The following is a 21641-nucleotide window of genomic DNA, read 5'->3' on the forward strand; positions in this document are numbered from 1 at the left end:
CCGGTCGTGCCGGGCGTCACACTCCGCGACTTCGTCCAGCATTCAACTTCTTAGGTAGAATCCATACATGGAGACCGAGACGGCCACCCCCTGGCTGACCGATGCAGAGCAGTGCGCCTGGCGCACCTACTTGGATGCCAATCGGCTGCTGACCTACCAACTCGAAAAGGACCTTCAGCCGTACGGGCTGACGATGAACGACTACGAGATCCTGGTCAACCTCTCCGAGTCCGAGGAACGCCGGCTGCGAATGAGCGACCTCGCGGCCGCCACGCTTCAGTCCAAGAGCCGCCTCTCCCACCAGATCACGCGCATGGAGAACGCGGGGCTGGTCCGCAGGGAGAACTGCGAGTCCGACAGGCGGGGCCTGTACGCCGTCCTCACCGACGAGGGCAGCGAGACGATGCAGAAGGTCGCGCCGCACCACGTGGAGTCGGTGCGCAAGCACTTCATCGGCATGCTGGCCCCCGAGGCGCTGGCCGACATGAAGGCGTCGCTGACCCCGGTGGTAGACCAACTACGCGGCCGCCGCGGCAGGTCCTGACCCCCCTGCGCGCGCCGGCACCACAAACCCCGGGGAGCCGCCACTCCCCACCACCCCGAACAGCGAACCCCGGCAGCCCCCTCCCCCCAACGCACCCCTGACACGACCCGGCAGGGGGGCCACTCGGGCTACGGCACGCTGAAGCACCCACGGGAGACGTTCACATCCCGCAACTCCCTGAAAAGGGAGGGCGGGTGGGACGCGCTGCCCGCCGCGGGCGGGCGCAGCTCAGCTCAGCCTCCCGCCACCGGCAGCCGCAGCGCGAACACCGCACCCCCAGTGCCACGAGCCCCGCGCTCCGCCTCCGCCACCGTCAGCGTCCCCCCGTGCCGCTCCGCCACATCGCGCGCGATGGCCAGGCCCAGCCCCGCGCCGCCGTCGTCGCGACTCCGCGCATCGTCGAGCCGTACGAACCGCTCAAAGATCCGCTCCCGCTCCTCCACCGGCACCCCGCCCCCGTCGTCGGCGACCTCCACCACCACAGCCGCACCCTCACGCCGCACAGTCACCTCCACCGAACTCCGCGCATGACGCTGCGCGTTGTCCAGCAGATTCCCCAGTACCCGCGCCAACTGCCCGCGTGATCCCTCCACTTCGGCCTCGCCCGCCCGTATGTTCACCGCCACCGGCAGCCGGTCCGAACGCTGAGAGACCTCCTCCCGTACGAGCGCCGCCACATCGATCCGCCCCTGCCCCGGCCGCTCCCCCGCGTCCAGCCGGGCGAGCAGCAGCAGGTCGGCGGCGAGCCCCTGAAGCCGTACGGTGTCACGCACCGCACCTTCCACATCCAGCAACTCGGGGTGCGCGGAGCCCACTTCGAGCTGCGTGCGCAGTGAAGCGATCGGGCTGCGCAGCTCGTGCGACGCGTCGGCGACGAACCGCCGCTGGCGTTCCACCGACGCCTCCAGCGCCGCGAGCGTCTCGTTGGTGGTCACGGCGAGCCGCGCCACCTCATCGTGCGCGTCCGGTTCCGGAACCCGCCGGGACAGGTCCTCCGAGGCGGTGATCGCGGCCATCTCCCGCCGGATGCCCTCCACCGGCCGCAGCGCCCGCCGTGTCACCAGCCAGGTCACGCCGCCCACGACCACAAGCAGCAGCGGCAGCCCGATCAGCATGGCCTCGCGCACCGTACCGACCGCGTCCTGCTCGGTGGCCAGGGGCGCACCCGCGTACACCGTGACGGTCTGCCCCTGGGGTGCGGTCGCCTCGACGGCGGCGAAGCGGTAGTCGGCCCGCTCGCCGTCCACCGTGGCGCTGCCGGACGACATCCGAGGATCGTCCCCGGACACTTCGCCGCGCCCCGGGTCGTCATCATCGTCGTCGTCATCACCCACCGGCTCCCCAGAACCGCCGGCCCGCACCGCCGGACTCCCGGCCCCCTCGATCGCCTCCAGATCCTCGCTGACGGCGACCACACGCCTGCCCTCGTCAACAACCTGCACAGGACGGTCGTCGGGCAGGTCCAGCCCGCCGTACGCATGCCCCAGGGCCACCTGAGAAGCCACATCCCGCGCGTCGACCTCGGCCTGAAGTTCCGCCTGGTCGGTCAGATTGGCCCGCAGGACCAACAGCACAGCCAGCCCCGCAGCGACCAGCGCCACCGCGACCACCACGGTCGCGCCGAGCGAGGCCCTCGCCCGTACGGACCCGAAGAGCCGCCGCATCATCCCGCCACCAGCCGGTACCCGGCGCCGCGCACCGTCTGAATACGCCCGGCGCCGAGCTTGCGCCGCAGCGCGCTCACGTACACCTCGACGATGTTCGGATCACCCGCGTACGCGAAGTCCCAGACGTGCTCCAGGATCTCCGCCTTGCTGACCACCTCGCCCGCCCGCACCGCCAGCTGCTCAAGTACGGCGAACTCCTTGACGGTCAGAACGACTTCGTCCTCGCCCCGGTACACACGCCGAGTGGCGGTATCCATCCGCAAATCCCCGACAGCGACAACCGGCGAGGCACCAGCACCACCCCGCCGCCGCAACAGCGCCTTGACCCGAGCAACCAGCACCACGTACGAAAACGGCTTGGTCAAATAATCATCAGCACCGGTGTCCAGCCCCTCGGCCTCGTCGTACTCCCCGTCCTTGGCCGTCAGCATCAGAATCGGCACGTCGTTCCCGGCGGCCCGCAGAGCACCACACACCCGATACCCATTCATTCCGGGCAGCATGATGTCGAGCAGAACGAGGTCGTACGAGCCCTCCCCCGCCCGGTGTAGCCCTTCGAGCCCGTCGTGCACCACGTCCACGGCGAAGCCCTCGGCGGTGAGCCCCTTGGCCAGGGACACCGCGAGCCGCCTCTCGTCCTCCACGATCAACAAGCGCATGCGCACAGCTTCGCAAACCGAACCTGAAGACTCCTTCAGGCGGCTTCAGGCTGCCTTCAGCATCGCTCGGCCATGTTGGTTCCACAGCAACGAACACAACCAACGTCTGCTCGGGAGAACACTCATGAAGCGCAAGCTCGCCATCGCCACGGCCGCAGCGGCCCTGCTCATCGTCGGCGGAACCACGACGGCCTTCGCCACGGCGGACGACGAAGCCAAGCAGCCGACAAGCACCAGGACGACCAGCGTCCCGGCAGCGGCATTCGACGACGACGAGGACGACGGCGCCCAAGCCCCCAAGAGCACACAGGTCACGGCCAACGAGGCCATGGAGACGGCCCTGAAGTCGGCCCCCGGCAAGGTGACGTCGATAGACCTGGACGACGACGACAGCAACGGCCGTCTGCTCTGGGAGATCGAAATCGACGGCAAGGACGGCAAGGAGCACGAGCTGGACGTAGACGCGAAGACGGCCAAGGTACTCAAGTCCCACGTGGACGACGTTGACGACGCGGACGACGCGGACGACGCGGACGACGGCGACAACGACTGACCCGAACGAAGGCCGGCACCACCCACCGGCGCGAGGGGGCGGGTCGCGCAGGGGGCGCTGTTCGGGACGTAAAGCGTGATTTGTGCGCAAGTTACTGGCTTCGCAAACGCAGCCCAAGCCGGGCAGCTAAATCATGCAGTCCCGAATGGCGCCCCCCGGAGCGGCCCGCCCCCGCACGGACCCACCGACGTCGGCACAGCACAGCACCGCACCGCACCGGCGCCGCACCCCGACACCTACCCCTCAGTCAACCCCGCCACCAACTCATCCGCCGCCGCATAAGGATCAAGCTCGCCCGCCACAATCCGATCCGCCAGCGACCCGAGCCGCCGGTCCCCCCGCAGGTCGCCGATACGTTCCCGCAGCGCGGTGACAGCGATCGTCTCCACCTCGTGGGCCGCCCGCTTCGCCCGCCGCTCGCCGAGAACCCCCCGCTCCTCCATCCAAGCCCGGTGCTTCTCCAGCGCCTCGACAACCTCGTCGATGCCCTCGCCCCGCGCCGCCACCGTCTTCACGATCGGCGGCCGCCAGTCGTTCGGCCCCCGGGACTCCCCGAGCCCCAGCATGTGGTTGAGCTCGCGCGCGGTCGCGTCCGCCCCGTCCCGGTCGGCCTTGTTCACGACGTACACGTCACCGATCTCCAGGATGCCCGCCTTCGCGGCCTGGATCCCGTCCCCCATCCCAGGGGCAAGGAGCACCACCGACGTATCGGCCTGGGAGGCGATCTCCACCTCCGACTGCCCGACGCCCACCGTCTCCACGAGCACCACATCGCACCCGGCCGCATCCAACACCCGGATAGCCTGCGGCGCGGCCCACGCGAGCCCGCCGAGATGCCCGCGCGTGGCCATCGACCGGATATAGACACCGGGATCCGACGCGTGCTCCGACATCCGCACCCGGTCGCCCAGCAGCGCGCCCCCGCTGAACGGCGACGACGGGTCGACGGCGAGCACGCCGACCCGCTTCCCGGCCCGCCGGTACGCCGAAACGAGCGCCGACGTAGAGGTCGACTTACCGACACCGGGCGAGCCGGTAAGCCCCACGACATACGCATTGCCGGCGAGCGGAGCCAGCGCCGCCATCACTTCGCGCAGCTGCGGGGACGCCCCCTCGACCAGCGAGATCAGCCGGGCAACGGCACGCGGCCGGCCCTCTCGCGCCTGAGCCACCAGCTCGGGGACGTCCTGCATCACAGCTCCGCTCCTTGAATCGGCGTACTACGACTACAAAGGCAAGGGGTTCAGTTGCCCCGCACCTTGATGATCAGAGCGTCGCCCTGACCGCCGCCGCCGCACAGCGCCGCCGCACCGACGCCGCCGCCACGGCGCTTCAGCTCCAGCGCCAGGTGCAGGACGACCCGCGCACCGGACATGCCGATCGGGTGCCCGAGGGCGATCGCGCCACCGTTGACGTTCACCTTTTCCGGCGAAACTCCGAGGTCCTTCATTGACTGGACGGCGACCGCGGCGAACGCCTCGTTGATCTCGATCAGGTCGAGATCTTCAACGCCGAGCCCCTCCTTGCCCAGCGCGTGCGCAATCGCGTTCGAGGGCTGCGACTGAAGCGAGTTGTCGGGCCCGGCCACGTTCCCGTGGGCCCCGATCTCGGCGATCCACTCAAGCCCGAGAGCCTCGGCCTTGGCCTTGCTCATGACGACCACAGCCGCCGCACCGTCCGAGATCTGCGAGGCCGTACCGGCCGTGATCGTCCCGTCCTTGGCGAAGGCGGGCCGCAGCTTGCCCAGCGACTCGGCGGTCGTCTCGGGCCGGATGCCCTCGTCCTTCGAGAAGAGAACCGGGTCACCCTTGCGCTGCGGGATCTCGACGGGCGTGATCTCGGCCTCGAAGAGGCCGTTCTTCTGGGCGGCGGCGGCCCGCTGGTGCGAGAGCGCCGCGAACTCGTCCTGCGGCGCCCGCGCGATGCCGAGCCGGGTGTTGTGCTTCTCGGTGGACTCGCCCATGGCGATGCCCTCGAAGGAGTCGGTCAGACCGTCGTGCGCCATGGAGTCGAGCATCTCGATCGCGCCGTACTTGAAGCCGTCACGGGACTTCGGCAGCACGTGAGGGGCGTTCGTCATGGACTCCTGGCCGCCGGCCACGACGATGTCGAACTCACCGGCACGGATCAGCTGGTCCGCCAGCGCGATCGCGTCGAGCCCAGAGAGGCAGACCTTGTTGATGGTCAGCGCGGGCACGTTCATCGGGATGCCGGCCTTGACGGCGGCCTGGCGTGCCGGGATCTGGCCCGCTCCGGCCTGGAGGACCTGCCCCATGATCACGTACTGGACCTGGTCGCCGCCGATTCCGGCCCGGTCCAGCGCCGCCTTGATCGCGAATCCGCCAAGATCCGCACCGGAGAAGGACTTGAGGGAGCCGAGCAGACGCCCCATGGGCGTACGGGCGCCGGCGACGATGACGGAGGTGGTGCGGTTCGTTCCAGACATGAGGCACGGCCCCTTGAGGTGTAGTGACGCGGTAGTGAACGAGGGTTTACCTCAATGTACTGAGCGGTACGGGCCGGGTCACCGGGCAGCGAGTGTGATCGCGCGCACGTTGCGTAACCACCGTGAATAGCGCTGCACTGGACCCATGCTGACGCGAATCGACCACATCGGAATTGCTTGTTTCGACCTCGACAAGACGGTCGAGTTCTATCGCTCGACCTACGGTTTCCAAGTCTTCCACTCCGAGGTCAACGAGGAGCAGGGCGTCCGCGAAGCCATGCTCAAGATCAATGAGACGTCGGACGGCGGCGCCTCGTACCTCCAGCTCCTGGAGCCCACCCGGGAGGACTCCGCGGTGGGAAAGTGGCTGGCCAAGAACGGTGAGGGGGTCCACCACATCGCCTTCGGCACCGCCGACGTGGACGGCGACGCGGAGGCCATCCGTAACAAGGGTGTGCGGGTTCTCTACGACGAGCCGCGCATCGGATCGATGGGATCCCGTATCACATTCCTGCACCCCAAGGACTGTCACGGGGTACTGACAGAACTGGTCACTTCGGCCCCCGCCGGCGCCACGGAGCACTGACCTCCGGATTGCACGGCCGGTAGAGTGGGCCGTTCCGGTCCCGGGCCGGTCCGGGGCCTGTGACCCATGCCTCTCTGTTGATCTGACACCATTCCCCCGGGGGCCGCTCGATGTCAGGGTGGTGCTTGTTCGGAAGAGTTGCGACCAGGGGACGGATGGGACCGCGCAGTGCGGGGCTACGAACGCCAGGAGAGCCCACCGCGGGCTGAAGCCGACCATCTCTCGCGGTTCGAAGCCGAGATGGAGCGGCTGAAGACCGAGCGGGAGAAGGCCGTTCAGCACGCCGAGGACCTCGGCTACCAGGTCGAGGTGTTGCGCGCCAAGCTCCACGAGGCGCGTCGCAACCTCGCGTCCCGACCTGCCTACGACGCGGCGGACATCGGCTACCAGGCCGAACAGCTGCTCCGTAACGCCCAGATCCAAGCCGACCAGCTGCGCACGGACGCCGAACGCGAACTGCGCGACGCCCGTGCGCAGACTCAGCGGATCCTCCAGGAGCACGCCGAGCACCAGGCAAGGCTCCAGGCGGAGTTGCATTCGGAGGCCGTCACCCGCCGCCAGCGCCTCGACCAGGAGCTGGCGGAGCGCAGGCAGACCGTCGAGGCGCACGTCAACGAGAACGTGGCGTGGGCGGAGCAGCTTCGCGCCCGTACCGAGTCACAGGCACGCCGGCTCCTGGAGGAGTCCCGCGCCGAGGCCGAGCAGGCTCTGTCCGCCGCCCGCGCGGAGGCCGAGCGGGTCGCCCGTGAGGCCCGCCAGCGGCTCGGCGCGGAGGCCGAGAACGCCCGCAGCGAGGCCGAAGCGATTCTGCTGCGCGCCCGCAAGGACGCCGAGCGCCTGCTGAACGCCGCGTCCAACCAGGCGCAGGAAGCGACCACCCACGCCGAGCAGCTGCGTTCGACGACCACCGCCGAGTCCGACCAGGCACGGCAGCAGGCGGCCGAGCTCAGCCGCACCGCCGAGCAGCGGATGCAGGAGGCCGAGACGGCGCTGCGCGAGGCGCGCGCCGAGGCCGAGAAGGTCCTGACCGAGGCCAAGGACTCGGCCGCCAAGCAGCTGACGACCGCCGAGTCGGTCAATGAGCAGCGCACCCGTACCGCCAAGTCGGAGATCGCCCGGCTCGTCGCCGAGGCCACCAAGGACGCCGAGGCGCTCAAGGCCGAGGCGGAGCAGGCGCGCGCCGATGCCCGCGCCGAGGCGGAGCGGCTGGTCGCGGAGGCCGCAGAGAAGGCCCGTACGGCCGCCGCCGAGGATTCGGCGGCCCAGCTCGCCAAGGCTGCCCGTACGGCCGAAGAGGTTCTCACCAAGGCGTCGGACGACGCCAAGGAGACGACCCGCAAGGCGTCCGAGGAGGCCGAGCGGATCCGCCGCGAGGCGGAGGCTGAGATCGAGCGGCTGCGCCAGGAGGCCGCGGAGCAGGCCGACCAGCTCAAGGGCGCCGCGAAGGACGACACCAAGGAGTACCGGGCCAAGACGGTCGAGCTGCAGGAGGAGGCGCGCAGGCTGCGCGGCGAGGCCGAGCAGCTGCGGGCCGAGGCGGTCGCGGAGGGCGAGCGGATCCGCGGCGAGGCCCGCCGGGAGGCCGTCCAGCAGATCGAGGAGGCGGCCAGGACCGCCGAGGAGCTGCTGACCAAGGCGAGGGCCGACGCCGACGAGCTGCGCACCTCCGCCGCCGCCGAGAGCGAGCGCGTCCGCGCCGAGGCCATCGAGCGCGCCACGACGCTGCGCAGGCAGGCCGAGGAGACCCTGGAGCGCACCCGCACCGAGGCCGACCAGCTGCGCGCGGAGGCCGACGAGCAGGCACAGCGCACCACGGCCGACGCCGAGGAGGCCGCCCGCGCGCTGCGCGAGGAGACCGAGCGCGGCATCGCGGCCCGCCAGGAGGAGGCCGCCGAGGAACTGACCCGGCTGCACACCGAGGCCGAGCAGCGCGTCGCCACCGCCGAGGAGGCGCTGCGCGACGCACGGGCCGAGGCGGAGCGGCTGCGCCGGGAGGCCGGCGAGGAGATCGAGCGGCTCAGGACCGAGGCGGCGGAGCGGGTACGTACGCTCCAGGCGCAGGCCGAGACCGAGGCCGAGCGGCTCCGTGACGAGGCCGCAGCCGATGCGTCGCAGTCGCGCGCCGAGGGCGAGACCGTCGCCGTACGGCTGCGCAGTGAGGCCGCGAACGAGGCGGAGCGGCTCAAGGCGGAGGCGCAGGAGAGCGCCGACCGGATGCGCGCGGAGGCCGCGGCCGCCGCTGAGCGCGTCGGGGCCGAGGCCGCCGAGGCGCTGGCCGCGGCACAGGAGGAGGCCGCGCGGCGCCGCCGGACGGCCGAGGAGACGCTGGCCGCCGCGCGCGACGAGGCGGAGCAGGAGCGTGCGCAGGCCCGCGAGCAGAGCGAGGAGCTGCTGGCTTCGGCCCGCAAGCGGGTCGACGACGCGCAGACCGAGGCGCAGCGCCTGGTCCAGGAGGCGGACTACCGGGCGACCGAGCTGGTGGCCGCCGCCGAGCAGACGGCGCAGCAGGTACGGGACGCGGTGGCCGGGCTGCACGAGCAGGCCGAGCAGGACGTCGCCGGGCTGCGTTCCGCCGCCGAGCACGCCGCCGAGCGTACGAAGACCGAGGCGCAGGAGGAGGCGGACCGCGTCCGCGCCGACGCGTACGAGGAGCGGGAGCGGGCCACCGAGGACGCCACCCGGGTACGCCGCCAGGCGCAGGAGGAGACCGACGCGGCGAAGGCGCTCGCGGAGCGCACGGTCGGCGAGGCCATCGAGGAGGCGGACCGGCTGCGTTCCGACTCCTCCGAGCAGGCTCAGCGGATGCGTACGGAGGCGTCCGACGCGCTGGCTTCGGCCGAGCAGGACGCAGCCCGTTCGCGCGCCGAGGCCCGCGAGGACGCCAACCGCATCCGTAACGACGCGGCGGCGCAGGCGGACCGGCTGATCGGCGAGGCGACGAGCGAGGCCGAGCGGATGGCGGCCGAGGCCGTGCAGGCGCTGACGGCCGCGGGGCAGGATGCGACCCGGATCCGTTCCGAGGCCGAGCAGATCAAGGCGGACGGCGAGGCCGGCGCCGAGCGGCTGCGCGCCGAGGCACGCGAAGAGGCCGGGCAGGTCCTCGACGAGGCGCGCAAGGCCGCCGACAAGCGCCGCGGGGACGCCGCGTCGCAGGCGGACAAGCTCGTCTCCGAGGCGAGCGCCGAGGCGGACAAGCTCATTTCGGATGCGAGCGGCGAGGCCGAGCGGCTGCGTGCGGAGGCCGCCGAGACGGTGGGCTCCGCCCAGCAGGCGGCGGAGCGCATCAGGTCCGAGGCCGAGAAGGTCAGGGCGGACGCCGAGGAAGCGGCGGAGCGGATGCGCAGCGATGCGCGGACCGAGGCCGACCGGCTGGTCGACGAGGCGCGCGAGGCGGCGTCCAAGCGCCGTGCGGACGCCGCGGAGCAGGCGGACCAGCTGATGACGAAGGCCCAGGAGGAGGCCCTGCTCGCGGCGACCCGGGCCGAAGAGCAGGCCGACACGATGGTCGGCGCGGCCCGCAACGAGGCCGAGCGGCTGGTCGCGGAGTCGACGATCGAGGGCAATTCCCTGGTGGAGAAGGCCCGTACGGACGCCGACGAGCTGCTGGTCGGGGCACGCAGGGACGCCACCGCCATAAGGGAGCGGGCTGAGGAGCTGCGCGCTCGCGTGGAGAGCGAGATCGAGGAGCTGCACGAGCGGGCCCGGCGCGAGACGTCCGAGCAGATGCGGACGGCCGGCGAGCGTGTCGACAAGCTGGTGAAGGCCGCCACGGAGCAGCAGGCCGAGGCGGAGGCGAAGGCCAAGGCGATGGTCTCCGACGCGAGTTCCGAGGCCGGCAAGGTCCGGCTCGCCGCGGTGAAGAAGGCCGAGGGGCTGCTCAAGGAGGCCGAGCGGAAGAAGGCCGAGCTGGTACGGGACGCCGAGCGGGTGCATGCCGAGGCGGAGGCCGAGGCGAAGCGTCTGGTCGACGACGGGCAGCGCGAGCTCGATGTGCTGGTACGCCGCCGTGAGGACATTCAGGCCGAAATCTCCCGTGTCCAGGACGTACTTGAGGCGTTGGAATCTTTTGAGGCACCTGCCGGGGGCGGCAAAACGGCACCGAACAGCGGCTCTGCCGCGGGTGCGGTCAAAGCGGGCGCGGCGGCGGGCGGGAATCGTTCGGGTGGCAAGTCTTCCGAGGGGTAGCCAGGAGCCCCAGTCAAGTGCTTCACGCGGGTGTTCATCCTTGCGGGTGGCAAGCTGTCTGGCGGTTAGCCACTCAAAAGGGGGGTCATTCTCCAGATCAAACTGGCAATGGCTCGATGACACGCCGCTCGGGCCCCTAGGATTCCCCCTATCACCTCACCGGTCTCATTCGACAGGAACCTCATGAGCGACACTTCCTCCCCATTCGGCTTCGAGCTCGTGCGGCGTGGTTACGACCGCGGTCAGGTGGACGACCGCATTACCAAACTCGTCGCCGACCGTGACAGCGCTCTGGCCCGAATCACTGCTCTGGAAAAGCGCATCGAGGAGCTCCACCTCGAGACGCAGAACGCCCAGGCCCAGGTGAGCGACGCGGAGCCGTCGTACGCCGGTCTCGGTGCGCGCGTCGAGAAGATCCTCCGTCTTGCCGAGGAGGAGGCGAAGGACCTGCGCGAGGAGGCCCGTCGCGCCGCCGAGCAGCACCGCGAGCTCGCCGAGTCCGCCGCCCAGCAGGTGCGCAACGATGCCGAATCGTTCGCCTCGGAGCGCAAGGCGAAGGCCGAGGACGAGGGCGTACGGATCGTCGAGAAGGCCAAGGGTGACGCCTCGACGCTCCGCACCGAGGCTCAGAAGGACGCGCAGCAGAAGCGCGAGGAGGCGGACGCGCTCTTCGAGGAGACCCGCGCCAAGGCCGCCCAGGCCGCCGCGGACTTCGAGACGAACCTGGCCAAGCGCCGCGAGCAGTCCGAGCGCGACCTGGCTTCGCGTCAGGCCAAGGCCGAGAAGCGTCTGGCCGAGATCGAGCACCGCGCCGAGCAGCTCCGCCTGGAGGCCGAGAAGCTTCGTACGGACGCGGAGCGCCGCGCCCGTCAGACGGTGGAGACCGCGCAGCGCCAGGCCGAGGACATCGTGGCCGACGCCAACGCCAAGGCCGACCGGATCCGCAGCGAATCCGAGCGCGAGCTGGCGGCGCTCACCAACCGCCGCGACTCGATCAACGCGCAGCTGACCAACGTCCGCGAGATGCTGGCCACGCTGACCGGTGCGGCCGTCGCCGCCGCCGGTGCCCCCGCCGACGACGAGCCGATCACCCGCGGCGTCCCGGCGCAGCAGACCCGCTGACCACCGGCACGCGTACGACGCAATCAGCCCCAAAAGGCCCCCTGCCATTCCAGTGGCGGGGGGCTTTCTGCGCCCTTAGCGTGGCCGTCATGCTGTGCTCTCCCGGGGGACGCCCCCCGGACCCCCGGCCGGACAACCAGGCAGGCCCACAGACCGAGGCGCATTCGCGAGGTGAATTTCAGTGATCGAGCTGACGGGGCTGACGAAGCGTTACGGCGACAAACTGGCCGTCGACCATCTGACCTTCACCGTACGGCCGGGCATGGTGACCGGCTTCCTGGGGCCCAACGGGGCGGGCAAGTCGACCACCATGCGGATGCTGCTGGGCCTGGACAACCCGACGGCGGGCGATGTCCGTATCGACGGCAAGCACTACGCCGACCTCAAGGATCCGCTGAAGTACATCGGCGCGCTCCTGGACGCCAAGGCCATGCACGGCGGCCGCAGCGCGTACAACCACCTTCTGTGCCTTGCCCAGAGCAACGGCATCCCCCGCAGCCGCGTCAAAGAGGTCCTCGACACGGTGGGCCTGACGGCGGTCGCGAAGAAGCGTGCCAGGGGCTTCTCGCTCGGCATGGGGCAGCGGCTCGGCATCGCGGGCGCGCTGCTCGGCGACCCCGAGATCCTGATGTTCGACGAGCCGGTCAACGGTCTCGACCCCGAGGGCATCCACTGGGTCCGCAATCTGATGCAGTCGCTGGCGGCCCAGGGCCGTACGGTCTTCGTCTCGTCGCACCTGATGAGCGAAATGGCGCTCACGGCCGACCACTTGGTCGTCATCGGCCAGGGCAGGCTGCTCGCCGACACCACGATGGCGGACTTCATCCGGGAGAACTCGCGCAGTTACGTACGCCTGCGCTCCCCGGAGCAGGAGCGTCTGCGCGACGTCATGCACGAGGCCGGGATCACCGGGATCGGCGCGGTCGACGGGACGCTCGAAGTGGACGGCGCGACGGCGGAGGCGCTCGGCGAGCTCGCTGCCCGGCATCGGCTCGTACTGCACGAACTGAGCCCTCAGCAGGCGTCCCTGGAGGAGGCCTTCATGCAACTGACGGCGGAGTCCGTCGAATATCACGCGCACTCGAAGGAGGCCTGACCATGGCGGCCACGCAGGTGCTCAAGTCGGAATGGACCAAGATCAAATCGGTTCAGTCCACGGTATGGACACTCAGCCTCTCCGCAATCGCCACAATTGCCCTCGGCGTACTGATCAGTATTCTTTCCAGGAACGAATTCAAGAACATGAGCGCGGAGGACAAGCTCACCTTCGATCCGACGTTCGTGAGTTTCGCGGGAACGAGTCTTGGGCAGCTTGCAATGATCGTTTTCGGTGTGCTGGTGGTGTCGAACGAATACAGCACCGGAATGATCAGGACGTCCCTCGCCGCTGTTCCGCAGCGAGGCACCTTCCTCTTCAGCAAGATCACCGTCGCGGCGGCACTGGCACTCGCCGTCGGCATGGCAACGAGCTTCACCGCCTTCTTCCTCGGCCAGGCGATCCTGGGTGACCTGAGGGCCGGCATCGGCGACCCGGGCGTACTGCGCGCGGTGATCGGCGGCGGGCTGTACATGACCCTCATCGCACTCTTCTCGATGGGCGTCGCCGCCATGCTGCGCAGCCCGATGCTCGCGCTCGGCATCCTGATGCCGGTCTTCTTCCTGCTCGCCCCGATCCTGGGCAATGTCTCCGCGACGAAGAAGGTCGGCCAGTACCTCCCCGACCAGGCGGGCAGCAAGATCATGCAGGTGGTGCCGCCGCTCGACGACGACACCCCGTACGGCCCGTGGGGCGGACTGCTGATCATGGCGCTGTGGGCCGTCGCGGCGGTGTCCTGCGGATACGTCCTGCTGAAGCGGCGGGACGCCTAGTCCGGCTCTCCGGTCACGGTTCGGTGCCGTCTCCGGCTTGGCCGGAACCGTCAGTGCGCGGTTATCCTCCTAACCCTTACGGGGGCGCGTTCGGCCATCTGGTCACAGCCCCGACCACCCGACCTGTCGATGGGGCTGCAGAATGATCGAGGCAGTCGGCCTGACGAAGCGCTACGGCGCCAAGACGGCCGTGTACAACCTTTCCTTCCAGGTGCGCCCGGGCACGGTGACTGGCTTCCTGGGCCCCAACGGCTCCGGCAAATCCACCACCATGCGCATGATCCTCGGGCTCGACGAGCCCACCGAGGGCCATGTCACCGTCGGCGGTCACCCCTTCCGCAAGCTCCCCAACGCCCCTCGCCAGGTGGGCGCCCTCCTCGACGCCAAGGCCGTGCACGGCGGGCGCAGCGCGCGCAGTCATCTGCTGTCGCTGGCGCAGCTCTCCGGCATCCCGTCCCAGCGGGTCGACGAGGTGCTCGGGGTGGTCGGCCTCCAGGACGTCGCCAAGCGGCGCTCCAAGGGCTTCTCGCTGGGCATGGGGCAGCGCCTGGGCATCGCCGCCGCGCTGCTCGGCGACCCGCAGGTGCTGCTCTTCGACGAGCCGGTCAACGGTCTCGACCCCGAGGGCATCCTCTGGGTCCGCAACCTGATGAAGACGCTGGCGTCCGAGGGCCGTACGGTCTTCGTGTCCAGCCACCTCATGAGCGAAATGGCGGTCACGGCCGACCACTTGATAGTGATCGGACGCGGGCAGCTGCTCGCCGACATGAGCGTCAAGGACTTCATCTCCGCCAACTCCGCGGACTTCGCCCGGGTGCGTACGCCGCAGACCGAGCCGCAGCAGCGCGAGAAGCTGTCCGCCGTACTCTCCGAGGCGGGCGGGCACGTCATGAACGAGCAGGACGGAGCCCTGCGCGTCACCGGGCTGCCGCTGCCGCGCATCAGCGACCTCGCGCACGGCGCCGACGTACGGCTGTGGGAGCTCTCGCCGCACCAGGCCTCGCTGGAAGAGGCGTACATGCGGATGACACAGGGCGCGGTGGACTACCGCTCGACGGCCGACCAGCTGGCCGGCTTCCAGCAGCCGCAGCAGCCCGCCGGGTACGCCCAGCCCGCACAGCAGGCGCCGCAGCAGGGCTGGTACGCCCCGCCGCCGCCCCAGGCCGGCGGACAGCCCTTCGGCGGTGCCCCCGCGCCGGGCCAGGCGCCCGCCCCGGTCCAGAACCCGTACGCGGCGGCTCCGGCCGCGCCGCCCGCCGCGCCGCCCGCCTCCGCGCCGGCCCAGCCCGCCGCACAGCCCGCCGCGCCGGCGGCGCCGACAGCGCCGCCAGCGGGGTCGCCCGCCGCAGACCTGACCAAGAGCGACAGCCCCGAGGACGCCCGATGACGACCCCGTACCAGCAGCAGGCCCCGCAGCAGTACCAGCAGCAGGGCGTCGCTTCGTACATCTCGCCGATCCCGGTGCGCAAGGCGAGCCTGGGTGACGCGCTCGCCTCCGAGTGGACCAAGATCCGTTCCGTGCGCTCCACGGTCTGGACGCTCGGTGTGATGATCGTGCTCGTCCTCGGCATCGGCGTGCTCTCGACGGTGGCCGTCAGCTCCTCCGGCGCCGACCTCGGCGAGACCCCGGTCCTCAGCCTCGGCTTCTTCGGCGTACTGCTCGGCAGCATCCCGGTGATCACGCTCGGCGTGATGACCGTCGCCTCCGAGTACACGACGGGCATGATCCGTACGACCCTGACGGCGTGCCCCAGCCGCTCCCGCGTGCTGGCCGCCAAGGCGATCGTCTTCTTCCTGCTGTCCTTCGTCATCACCCTGGTGACCACGGCGATGGTCGGAGCGCTCCAGACCGGTGCACTGGACGGCGTCACGCCGACCGGTGAGGACTGGCTGCGTGCGACGGTCGGCGTCAGCCTCTACGTCGCGACGCTGGGCCTGCTGTCGCTCGCCGTCGGCTCGCTCATCCGGCACTCGGCGGGCGCTATCACCATCATGATCGGTGTGGTGCTGCTGCCGCTGGTGCTGGCGATGTTCATGTTCTCCGAGACGCTGGCCGACCTTCAGCAGGCGCTCTTCGAGTACTCGATCCCCAACCAGCTCGGTGTCTTCTACGACGCCTCGGTCACCCCGTCGGGACCGTCCGGCTGGGACCCGCTGTGGATCCTGCTGGGCGTGACGGCGGCGGCGCTCGGCGGCGCCTTCCTCGCCCTGGAGAAGCGCGACGTGTAACTGCGCCTGCTGCCTCAGTGGCGCGGGGCGTTACGGGACCGCTGCACCCTGGAGGTGCGGCGGTCCTTCGCGTTCCAGCAGGCCTTGTGCCAGTGCCGCCGGTCGTCCACGCCGCCGTACTCGGACCAGGCGACCAAGTGCGGTACTCCGGAAGGGATCTCCTGGTCGCAGCCGGGGCAGCGGTAGCGCTTGCCCGCCGCGCTCGCGCCGGCCACGTGGCGCACCGACCACTGCTCGCCCTGCCACGACTCGGTGCTCTGCAGCCCGAATCTGTCACCTGCCGCTGCTCCGCTGTCGAGCTCGTTCGGCTTCTCGCCGCCCTTGGGGCGGTTGCGGCGCGGGGACACGTAGAACCTCACGGGTCAGATCGGACTGGTTTCCCCCAGCCTAGGGCCATCCGACAGGGGTACGCGTACCGCACGGCAGGAGAGCCGGACGTACACCGGAGCCGGTTTACCGGAAAATCGCAACAACTTCCGTCGCACCCGTGCCTTTGGCACGTGTCAGACGTTGTTGCCGGTAAGGGGGATGCCGCGTCGGCCGCAAGGAGGCAGAAGGCGATGCGCGTTGGAACTTTTGTACTGGCGGCCCAGTTTCCGGGTCAGGGCCAGGGGGAGGCACTGCACCGGGCGGTGAGGTCGGCCGAAGTCGCCGAGGAATCCGGACTGGACTCGGTCTGGCTCGCCGAACACCACTTCGTACCGTACGGCGTGTGTCCGTCCGCCGTGACCCTTGCCGCATTTCTGCTCGGCCGCACCCGGCGCATCCGCGTGGGTACGGCGGTCAGTGTCCTGCCGACCGTGCATCCGGTCGCCCTCGGCGAGCAGGCGGCGCTGCTGCACCTCACCTCCGGCGGGCGCTTCACGCTCGGCATCGGGCGGGGCGGGCCGTGGGTGGACCTGGAGGTGTTCGGCTCGGGCCTTTCGGCGTACGAGCAGGGGTTCCCGGAGTCACTGGACCTGCTGCTGCGATGGCTGCGCGAGCCGCGCGTCGAGGCCAGCGGAGAGCGGTTCAACTTCCGCCAAGTCGCCGTCGTACCAAGGCCGGACGAGCTGCTGGACGAAACGGCGACGGACGGCCCGGAGACCGTCCTCGCCTGCACCTCGCCCAAAAGCGTGCGGATGGCCGCCGAGCGCGGACTGCCGATGCTGCTCGGCATGCACTGCGGCGACCAGGACAAGGCGGAGATGGTGGCCCTGTGGCGTACGCAGGCACTCGCCGCGGGGCACGACCCGGACAAGGTCGCCACGACGGGCCATGTGTCGGCCGGACTGGCCCAGATCGCGGACCGCGCGACGGACGCCACGGAGATGCTCACCAAGGCGATGCCCGGCTGGCTCAAACGGGGTCTCGACGCCCATGTCACGGTCGACGGACGGCACCGGGCGATGCGAGACCCCGTCGCGTACACGGAGATGCTGTGCGAGCTGCACCCGGTGGGGCCGCCGCGGCTGGCCGCGGACCGGCTGGCGGCGACGGCCGAGCGTACGGGCATCACGCGCTTCGCACTGCTCGCCGAGGGATCGGGCGACCTGGCGACCACCGAGGAGAACGTTCGGCGGCTGGGGTCCGAGGTGCTGCCGCTCCTGGCGTGATGGAATGCTGCCGCTCCGTACTGGACGTACCTCCCGCAATCCGGAGCGGCAGCACTGCCTCAGCAGTCCCGCAGTTCCGGAGACTGGTTGAGGAGCTGGCCCCTGATCGAGGTGAAGCGGGCGTGCCGCTCGTCCGAGGTGGAGTCCAGCGGGAACACCGCTACGCGGTGGCAGTTCTGGAATGCAAGACGTACGCCGAAGTGCCGCTGCAGCGCACCGCGAATCGCGTCACTCGCGAGTGCACGCAGCAGCTGACCACGTGCCTGCTCGTCCGGCGGGGGCGTCTGGTTGTCGGCGAACTCGCCACCGTCGACCTTCAGCTGAGCCACCAGAGAGCTGATCATCTCCCATGCGTAAGGCAGGGAGGTCCGGACGCAGTCGACGAATGCGGCTTCGTCGACATCGCCTCGCTCGGCCTGTTCCAACAGTGCCGGTGAGACGTCGAGCGACATGGGTTCTCCTCTCGCGACCCCGCGGAGCGGAGTCTTACGGGCAGGGAAGGCGGGCGACGACGCAGAGTGCACGCACGACGACCTCCTGCATCCACGGTAAGCGCGTGTCCGGGCCCGCACCAGGAGATTGGGAACACAACCAGCCAACAACGAACGGGGTCTTACTGGGCGAATCGCGTAGAGCACGGGTCGTCGAGTAGCGTTGCGCCCCATGCGTCTCGTCATTGCCCGCTGCTCCGTGGACTACGCGGGCCGGCTCACCGCCCATCTGCCCTCCGCGCCCCGTCTGATCTTGGTGAAGGCGGACGGCAGCGTCTCGATTCACGCCGACGACAGGGCGTACAAACCGCTCAACTGGATGTCGCCGCCCTGCACCCTCAAGGAGGGCACCGGGGACGACGCCGGTGTCTGGACGGTGATCAACAAGGCGGGCGAGAAATTGATCATCACGATGGAGGAGATCCTCCACGACTCCTCGCACGAGCTCGGTGTGGACCCCGGGCTCGTCAAGGACGGCGTGGAAGCGCACCTCCAGGAGCTCCTCGCCGACCGCATCGAGACCCTCGGCGAGGGCTACTCCCTGATCCGACGTGAATACCCCACCGCCATCGGCCCTGTGGACATCCTGTGCCGCGACGCGAACGGGGCGACCGTGGCGGTCGAGCTGAAGCGGCGCGGCGACATCGACGGCGTCGAGCAGCTCACCCGCTACCTCGAACTCCTCAACCGGGACCCGCATCTGGCGCCGGTACGGGGCGTGTTCGCGGCTCAGGAGATCAAGCCGCAGGCGCGCGTACTGGCAACGGACCGCGGGATCGGCTGCGTGGTCCTGGACTACAACGCGATGCGCGGCATCGAGGACGACAAGCTCCGCCTGTTCTAGCGACCTGATCCCTCACATGCCGGACGGGCTGGAATATCCAGCCCGTCCGGCATTTGAGGTTCGAGGAGTGGGGTCCGGGGCGGAGCCCCGCGGCCCCTAGATCACCGCACTCGACGAAGGCGACTCCGCCCCCGGCTCCGGCGCCGACTCCGTCGCCGACGCACTGGACGAAGCCGGCGCGCTGGCCGAATCCGACGTGTCCGGCGGAGGCGTCGACGGCGACGTGGACGGCGTAGGACTGGTCGTGGTCGGCGGAGGCGTCGACGGCGGCCTGCTGCTGGACGTCGGAGGGCTCGGCGGCGGCGTGGTCCGGGGCGGCGTAGAACCGCCCCCGCCCGGCCGAGTGGACCCACTCGACGACGGCGGCTTGCTCCCCGGCGTCGAGGGATCGTCGTCCGTCGGCTTGCCGCTCGTGGACGGGTCACCGGGAGCCCCGCTGTCCCCGCTCTCCCCCGGGTCGGGCTGTCCGGACGTACCGGGGCCCGCGGGGACGCCCGGGTCGCCGGGGCGCTTCGTCGAGCCGGGGGTCGGCTCGTCGGCCGTCAGGCCGTCCTGACCGTCGTCCTCGTTGGCCGACTGCTCGGACGTGACCCTGTTCGGCGGCTGTTCGTCCTCGGATGTCGCGCCGAGCGTCACCACAGTGCCAAGTACGGCGACGAGCAGTGCGCCGGCGCCCGCGGCGACCATGTTGCGCCGGGCGCCGCTGAGCAGGGCGCGAGGACCACCGCCCCCACCACCCGCGTCGGAGCGGTGCGTGACCAACGTGCTGTCCTCGCCCGCCAGTTGGACCCGTTCGGGCAGCATGAACGGTGCGGCCGCAGCCGGTACGCCGCCGGGCGGCGAAGCCGATTCCTCGTAGCGCGCGGCCGGCACTTCCTCGCCCGCGGGCGTACGACCGCCGAGAGCCGGAGCGCCTGCTCCGACACCCGCGCCGGAGCGGTCCGCGACGAGCGCGAGCGCCCTGCGCCCCGCGACCGTGCCGCTCTTGTCGGCCACGGCACCGCGCATCGCGATGGAGGCCTCCAGCTCGGCGCGGGCCCGGTCGAGGCGGCCGGTGCAGAGCGCGAGGACGCCCAACTCGTGGTGGAAGTACGCCTCTTCGGCAACCTCGCCCGCCAGTCGCGCAGCCTCCAGGCCGGTCCGCAGGACCCGCTCCCAGGAGCCCCAGCACAGTCCGGCGGCGAAGGCGGGTGCGGCCGTACGGGCCAGCAGCACGGCGGCACTCGGATGCCCCGCCTCACTACCCGGCACCAGCCCGCTCAGCGCCGCGAGGACGGCGTCGGCCTCCGCCACCGCACGCTCGGGCGTGACGGAGGGGTGCCCGGTCCACCAGGCGTAGTGCTGGGCGGCGGTGTGCGCCCGCTCCGTCACGTCGTCCGCGTACCCGATGGCCTCCAGCTGTACGGCGACATCGGCCGCCAGCCGGTAGCGCGAGCCGACGGGCGAGAGCAGCCCGCAGCTGAGCAGTTCGCCGAGCGCGGCGTCGGCGTGCGTGTCGCCGACGAGCGCCGGCAGGTGCGCCCGGTGCGGGACCTCGCCGCCGAGGGCGAGGGCGAAGCGCAGGGTGGCGCGGGCGGAGTCGCTCAGCCGGGACGCGAGCAGCGCGACGGGCGCCGCCCCCTCGGCGAGCGAGGGCAGTGGTACGTCGTGACCGTCCTCGGCGTCGAAGGGCGCGTCGACCGGCTGCTCGTTGAAGACGCCGTACTCGTCGAAGGCGTTGGGGTCGGCGCGCAGCCGGTCGCGCTGCCGCAGCAGTGCGCCCGCCTGCACGAAGCGCATCGGCAGGCCCTCGGACTCGAACCAGAGGTCGCCGGCCCAGTTGGCCTCGTCCTCGGTGAGCGGCCGGTCCACGGCCCGCTCCAGGAGTTCCAGGCCCGCGCTGCGGCCGAGACCGCCGAGGAAGACCTCTTCGATGTGCGAGTCGGGCGAGGGGGCGGCGACGTCGGGCGTAGCGGCGAGCAGGAAGGCGCACTCGGGCGTGGCCTCCAGCAGCTCGTCGAGCGCGGCTCCGCCGAACTCCAGGTCGTCGAGGACGACGACCGCACCGATCTCGTGGACGAGGCCGAGCAGCTCCGCCCGGTCGGGCCGGTGCAGCGGCGCGCTGTATACGGCGGCGAAGAGGTCGCGGAGGAGTTCGTCGGGCGCGCGGTGGCTGCCGCAGAGCCGTACGACGCCGTCGGGCGCGAGGTCCGCGCAGTCGGCGGCGACGGCGTCGAGCAGGGCCGTACGACCGGATCCGGAGGGTCCGGTCAGCCGCACGGAGCGCCCGCGCGCCAGCAGGCGTACGAGTCGCTCACGCTCCTCCTGGCGTTCGAGGAGCGGACGGTCGGGAACGACGGGCCCCGGCGCGATGGGCGGCTGGGCCGCGCGCAGCAGCTCGGCGCGGTCGTCGGCGGTGTGCCGTACGGGCCGCGGGGGCCGCTCTCCGGGCGGGCAGGCTTCGATCTCGCTGCCGTCGACGGGGTTGACGGTGAGCAGGAAGTCACCGGCGATGACCTGCACTGTGCGGGCGAGAGCGGGCTTGGGCGCGGGCGCCGGTGCCGCGGGCTGTTCGCCGCCCTTGAGCTGCCCCATGGCCGGTGGCAGCGCGTCCTGTGGTGGCCGACGCGATGCGTCACCGGCTTCGGTCTCGCCGAAGTGGTCGTTGTCGTGGCCGTACTCTTCCGGTCCCCGGTTCATCGGGTCCATGGTCCTAGCCCCCCAGATGCGGTTGCGTGCGGATGCCCCTCCCGGCCTTTCACACGCCCGCTGTCGCTTCTGGTCCGGTGCCCGCCGTACTCGGGTTCGTCAATCGGCAGGCGACCGAACCCTAGACCTTCGCACAGTATCCAGGAACAGGAGGGGTGCCACC

Annotated in this window: 18 protein-coding genes; 11 read left to right on the forward strand and 7 right to left on the reverse strand. The window is 70.7% G+C overall.

The annotated features are described in order from the left end of the window. Window positions 1–67: 67 nt before the first annotated feature. Entirely contained in the window at window positions 68–544 is a 477-nt protein-coding gene (locus J7I98_RS29545) for a MarR family winged helix-turn-helix transcriptional regulator (protein WP_214928095.1), read from the forward strand. A gap of 233 nt (window positions 545–777) precedes the next feature. On the opposite strand, the gene J7I98_RS29550 is transcribed toward J7I98_RS29545, so the two are convergent. Next, on the reverse strand, window positions 778–2211 hold the full coding sequence (locus J7I98_RS29550) for a HAMP domain-containing sensor histidine kinase (protein ID WP_251021400.1): 1434 nt from the start codon (window positions 2209–2211) through the stop codon (window positions 778–780). Next, window positions 2208–2870: a response regulator transcription factor gene (locus J7I98_RS29555; protein ID WP_214928096.1), complete on the reverse strand. Its 663-nt coding sequence runs from the start codon at window positions 2868–2870 to the stop codon at window positions 2208–2210. Before J7I98_RS29555 ends, J7I98_RS29550 begins: the two co-directional genes overlap by 4 nt. Before the next feature lie 124 nt (window positions 2871–2994). On the opposite strand from J7I98_RS29555, the gene J7I98_RS29560 reads away from it, so the two are divergent. After that, window positions 2995–3423: a PepSY domain-containing protein gene (locus J7I98_RS29560; protein WP_214928097.1), complete on the forward strand. Its 429-nt coding sequence runs from the start codon at window positions 2995–2997 to the stop codon at window positions 3421–3423. 236 nt (window positions 3424–3659) lie between these two features. On the opposite strand, the gene meaB is transcribed toward J7I98_RS29560, so the two are convergent. Together meaB and J7I98_RS29570 are read right to left on the reverse strand one after the other, a co-directional pair. After that, on the reverse strand, window positions 3660–4616 hold the full coding sequence (gene meaB / locus J7I98_RS29565) for a methylmalonyl Co-A mutase-associated GTPase MeaB (protein WP_214928098.1): 957 nt from the start codon (window positions 4614–4616) through the stop codon (window positions 3660–3662). Window positions 4617–4666: 50 nt separating this feature from the next. After that, entirely contained in the window at window positions 4667–5869 is a 1203-nt protein-coding gene (locus J7I98_RS29570; RefSeq protein WP_214928099.1) for an acetyl-CoA C-acetyltransferase, read from the reverse strand. A 145-nt stretch (window positions 5870–6014) separates the two neighbouring features. On the opposite strand from J7I98_RS29570, the gene mce reads away from it, so the two are divergent. The 7 genes from mce (at window position 6015) to J7I98_RS29605 (ending at window position 15860) form a co-directional block, all read left to right on the forward strand. Beyond that, entirely contained in the window at window positions 6015–6455 is a 441-nt protein-coding gene (mce, locus tag J7I98_RS29575; RefSeq protein ID WP_214928100.1) for a methylmalonyl-CoA epimerase, read from the forward strand. A gap of 168 nt (window positions 6456–6623) precedes the next feature. Then, window positions 6624–10640, forward strand: coding sequence for a polarized growth protein Scy (gene scy / locus J7I98_RS29580; protein WP_214928101.1), 4017 nt, complete (start codon window positions 6624–6626; stop codon window positions 10638–10640). Window positions 10641–10823: 183 nt separating this feature from the next. Continuing rightward, entirely contained in the window at window positions 10824–11762 is a 939-nt protein-coding gene (locus J7I98_RS29585) for a cellulose-binding protein (RefSeq protein WP_214928102.1), read from the forward strand. A gap of 181 nt (window positions 11763–11943) precedes the next feature. Further along, window positions 11944–12858 (forward strand): ABC transporter ATP-binding protein, encoded by a 915-nt coding sequence (locus J7I98_RS29590; RefSeq protein WP_214928103.1) that lies wholly within the window; start codon window positions 11944–11946, stop codon window positions 12856–12858. A 2-nt stretch (window positions 12859–12860) separates the two neighbouring features. After that, on the forward strand, window positions 12861–13631 hold the full coding sequence (locus tag J7I98_RS29595) for an ABC transporter permease (protein WP_214928104.1): 771 nt from the start codon (window positions 12861–12863) through the stop codon (window positions 13629–13631). A 142-nt stretch (window positions 13632–13773) separates the two neighbouring features. Next, the gene (locus J7I98_RS29600) at window positions 13774–15018 is read left to right on the forward strand and encodes an ABC transporter ATP-binding protein (RefSeq protein WP_214928105.1); all 1245 of its coding nucleotides are present in this window, start codon (window positions 13774–13776) and stop codon (window positions 15016–15018) included. Then, a complete protein-coding gene (locus J7I98_RS29605; RefSeq protein WP_214928106.1) occupies window positions 15015–15860 on the forward strand; it encodes an ABC transporter permease subunit in 846 nt (281 codons plus the stop codon). Before J7I98_RS29600 ends, J7I98_RS29605 begins: the two co-directional genes overlap by 4 nt. 14 nt (window positions 15861–15874) lie before the next feature. Here J7I98_RS29605 and J7I98_RS29610 read toward each other — a convergent pair whose 3' ends face one another. Beyond that, window positions 15875–16207: an ATP/GTP-binding protein gene (locus J7I98_RS29610; RefSeq protein WP_214928179.1), complete on the reverse strand. Its 333-nt coding sequence runs from the start codon at window positions 16205–16207 to the stop codon at window positions 15875–15877. Window positions 16208–16420: 213 nt separating this feature from the next. On the opposite strand from J7I98_RS29610, the gene J7I98_RS29615 reads away from it, so the two are divergent. Continuing rightward, on the forward strand, window positions 16421–17455 hold the full coding sequence (locus tag J7I98_RS29615; protein ID WP_214928107.1) for an LLM class flavin-dependent oxidoreductase: 1035 nt from the start codon (window positions 16421–16423) through the stop codon (window positions 17453–17455). Window positions 17456–17514: 59 nt separating this feature from the next. On the opposite strand, the gene J7I98_RS29620 is transcribed toward J7I98_RS29615, so the two are convergent. Continuing rightward, window positions 17515–17907: an SCO5389 family protein gene (locus J7I98_RS29620; protein WP_214928108.1), complete on the reverse strand. Its 393-nt coding sequence runs from the start codon at window positions 17905–17907 to the stop codon at window positions 17515–17517. Between the two features lie 211 nt (window positions 17908–18118). Here J7I98_RS29620 and nucS point away from each other — a divergent pair, with 211 nt between their 5' ends. After that, window positions 18119–18790 carry an endonuclease NucS gene (gene nucS, locus J7I98_RS29625; protein WP_214928109.1) on the forward strand — a complete coding sequence of 224 codons (672 nt, stop codon included), beginning with the start codon at window positions 18119–18121 and terminating at the stop codon, window positions 18788–18790. Between the two features lie 96 nt (window positions 18791–18886). Here the strand turns inward: nucS and J7I98_RS29630 are convergent, their stop codons facing one another. Beyond that, entirely contained in the window at window positions 18887–21478 is a 2592-nt protein-coding gene (locus J7I98_RS29630) for an ATP-binding protein (RefSeq protein WP_214928110.1), read from the reverse strand. Window positions 21479–21641 lie beyond the last annotated feature (163 nt).

It is taken from the genome of Streptomyces sp. ISL-98 (assembly GCF_018614055.1).
GTDB classification, from domain to species: Bacteria; Actinomycetota; Actinomycetes; order Streptomycetales; family Streptomycetaceae; genus Streptomyces; species Streptomyces spiramyceticus.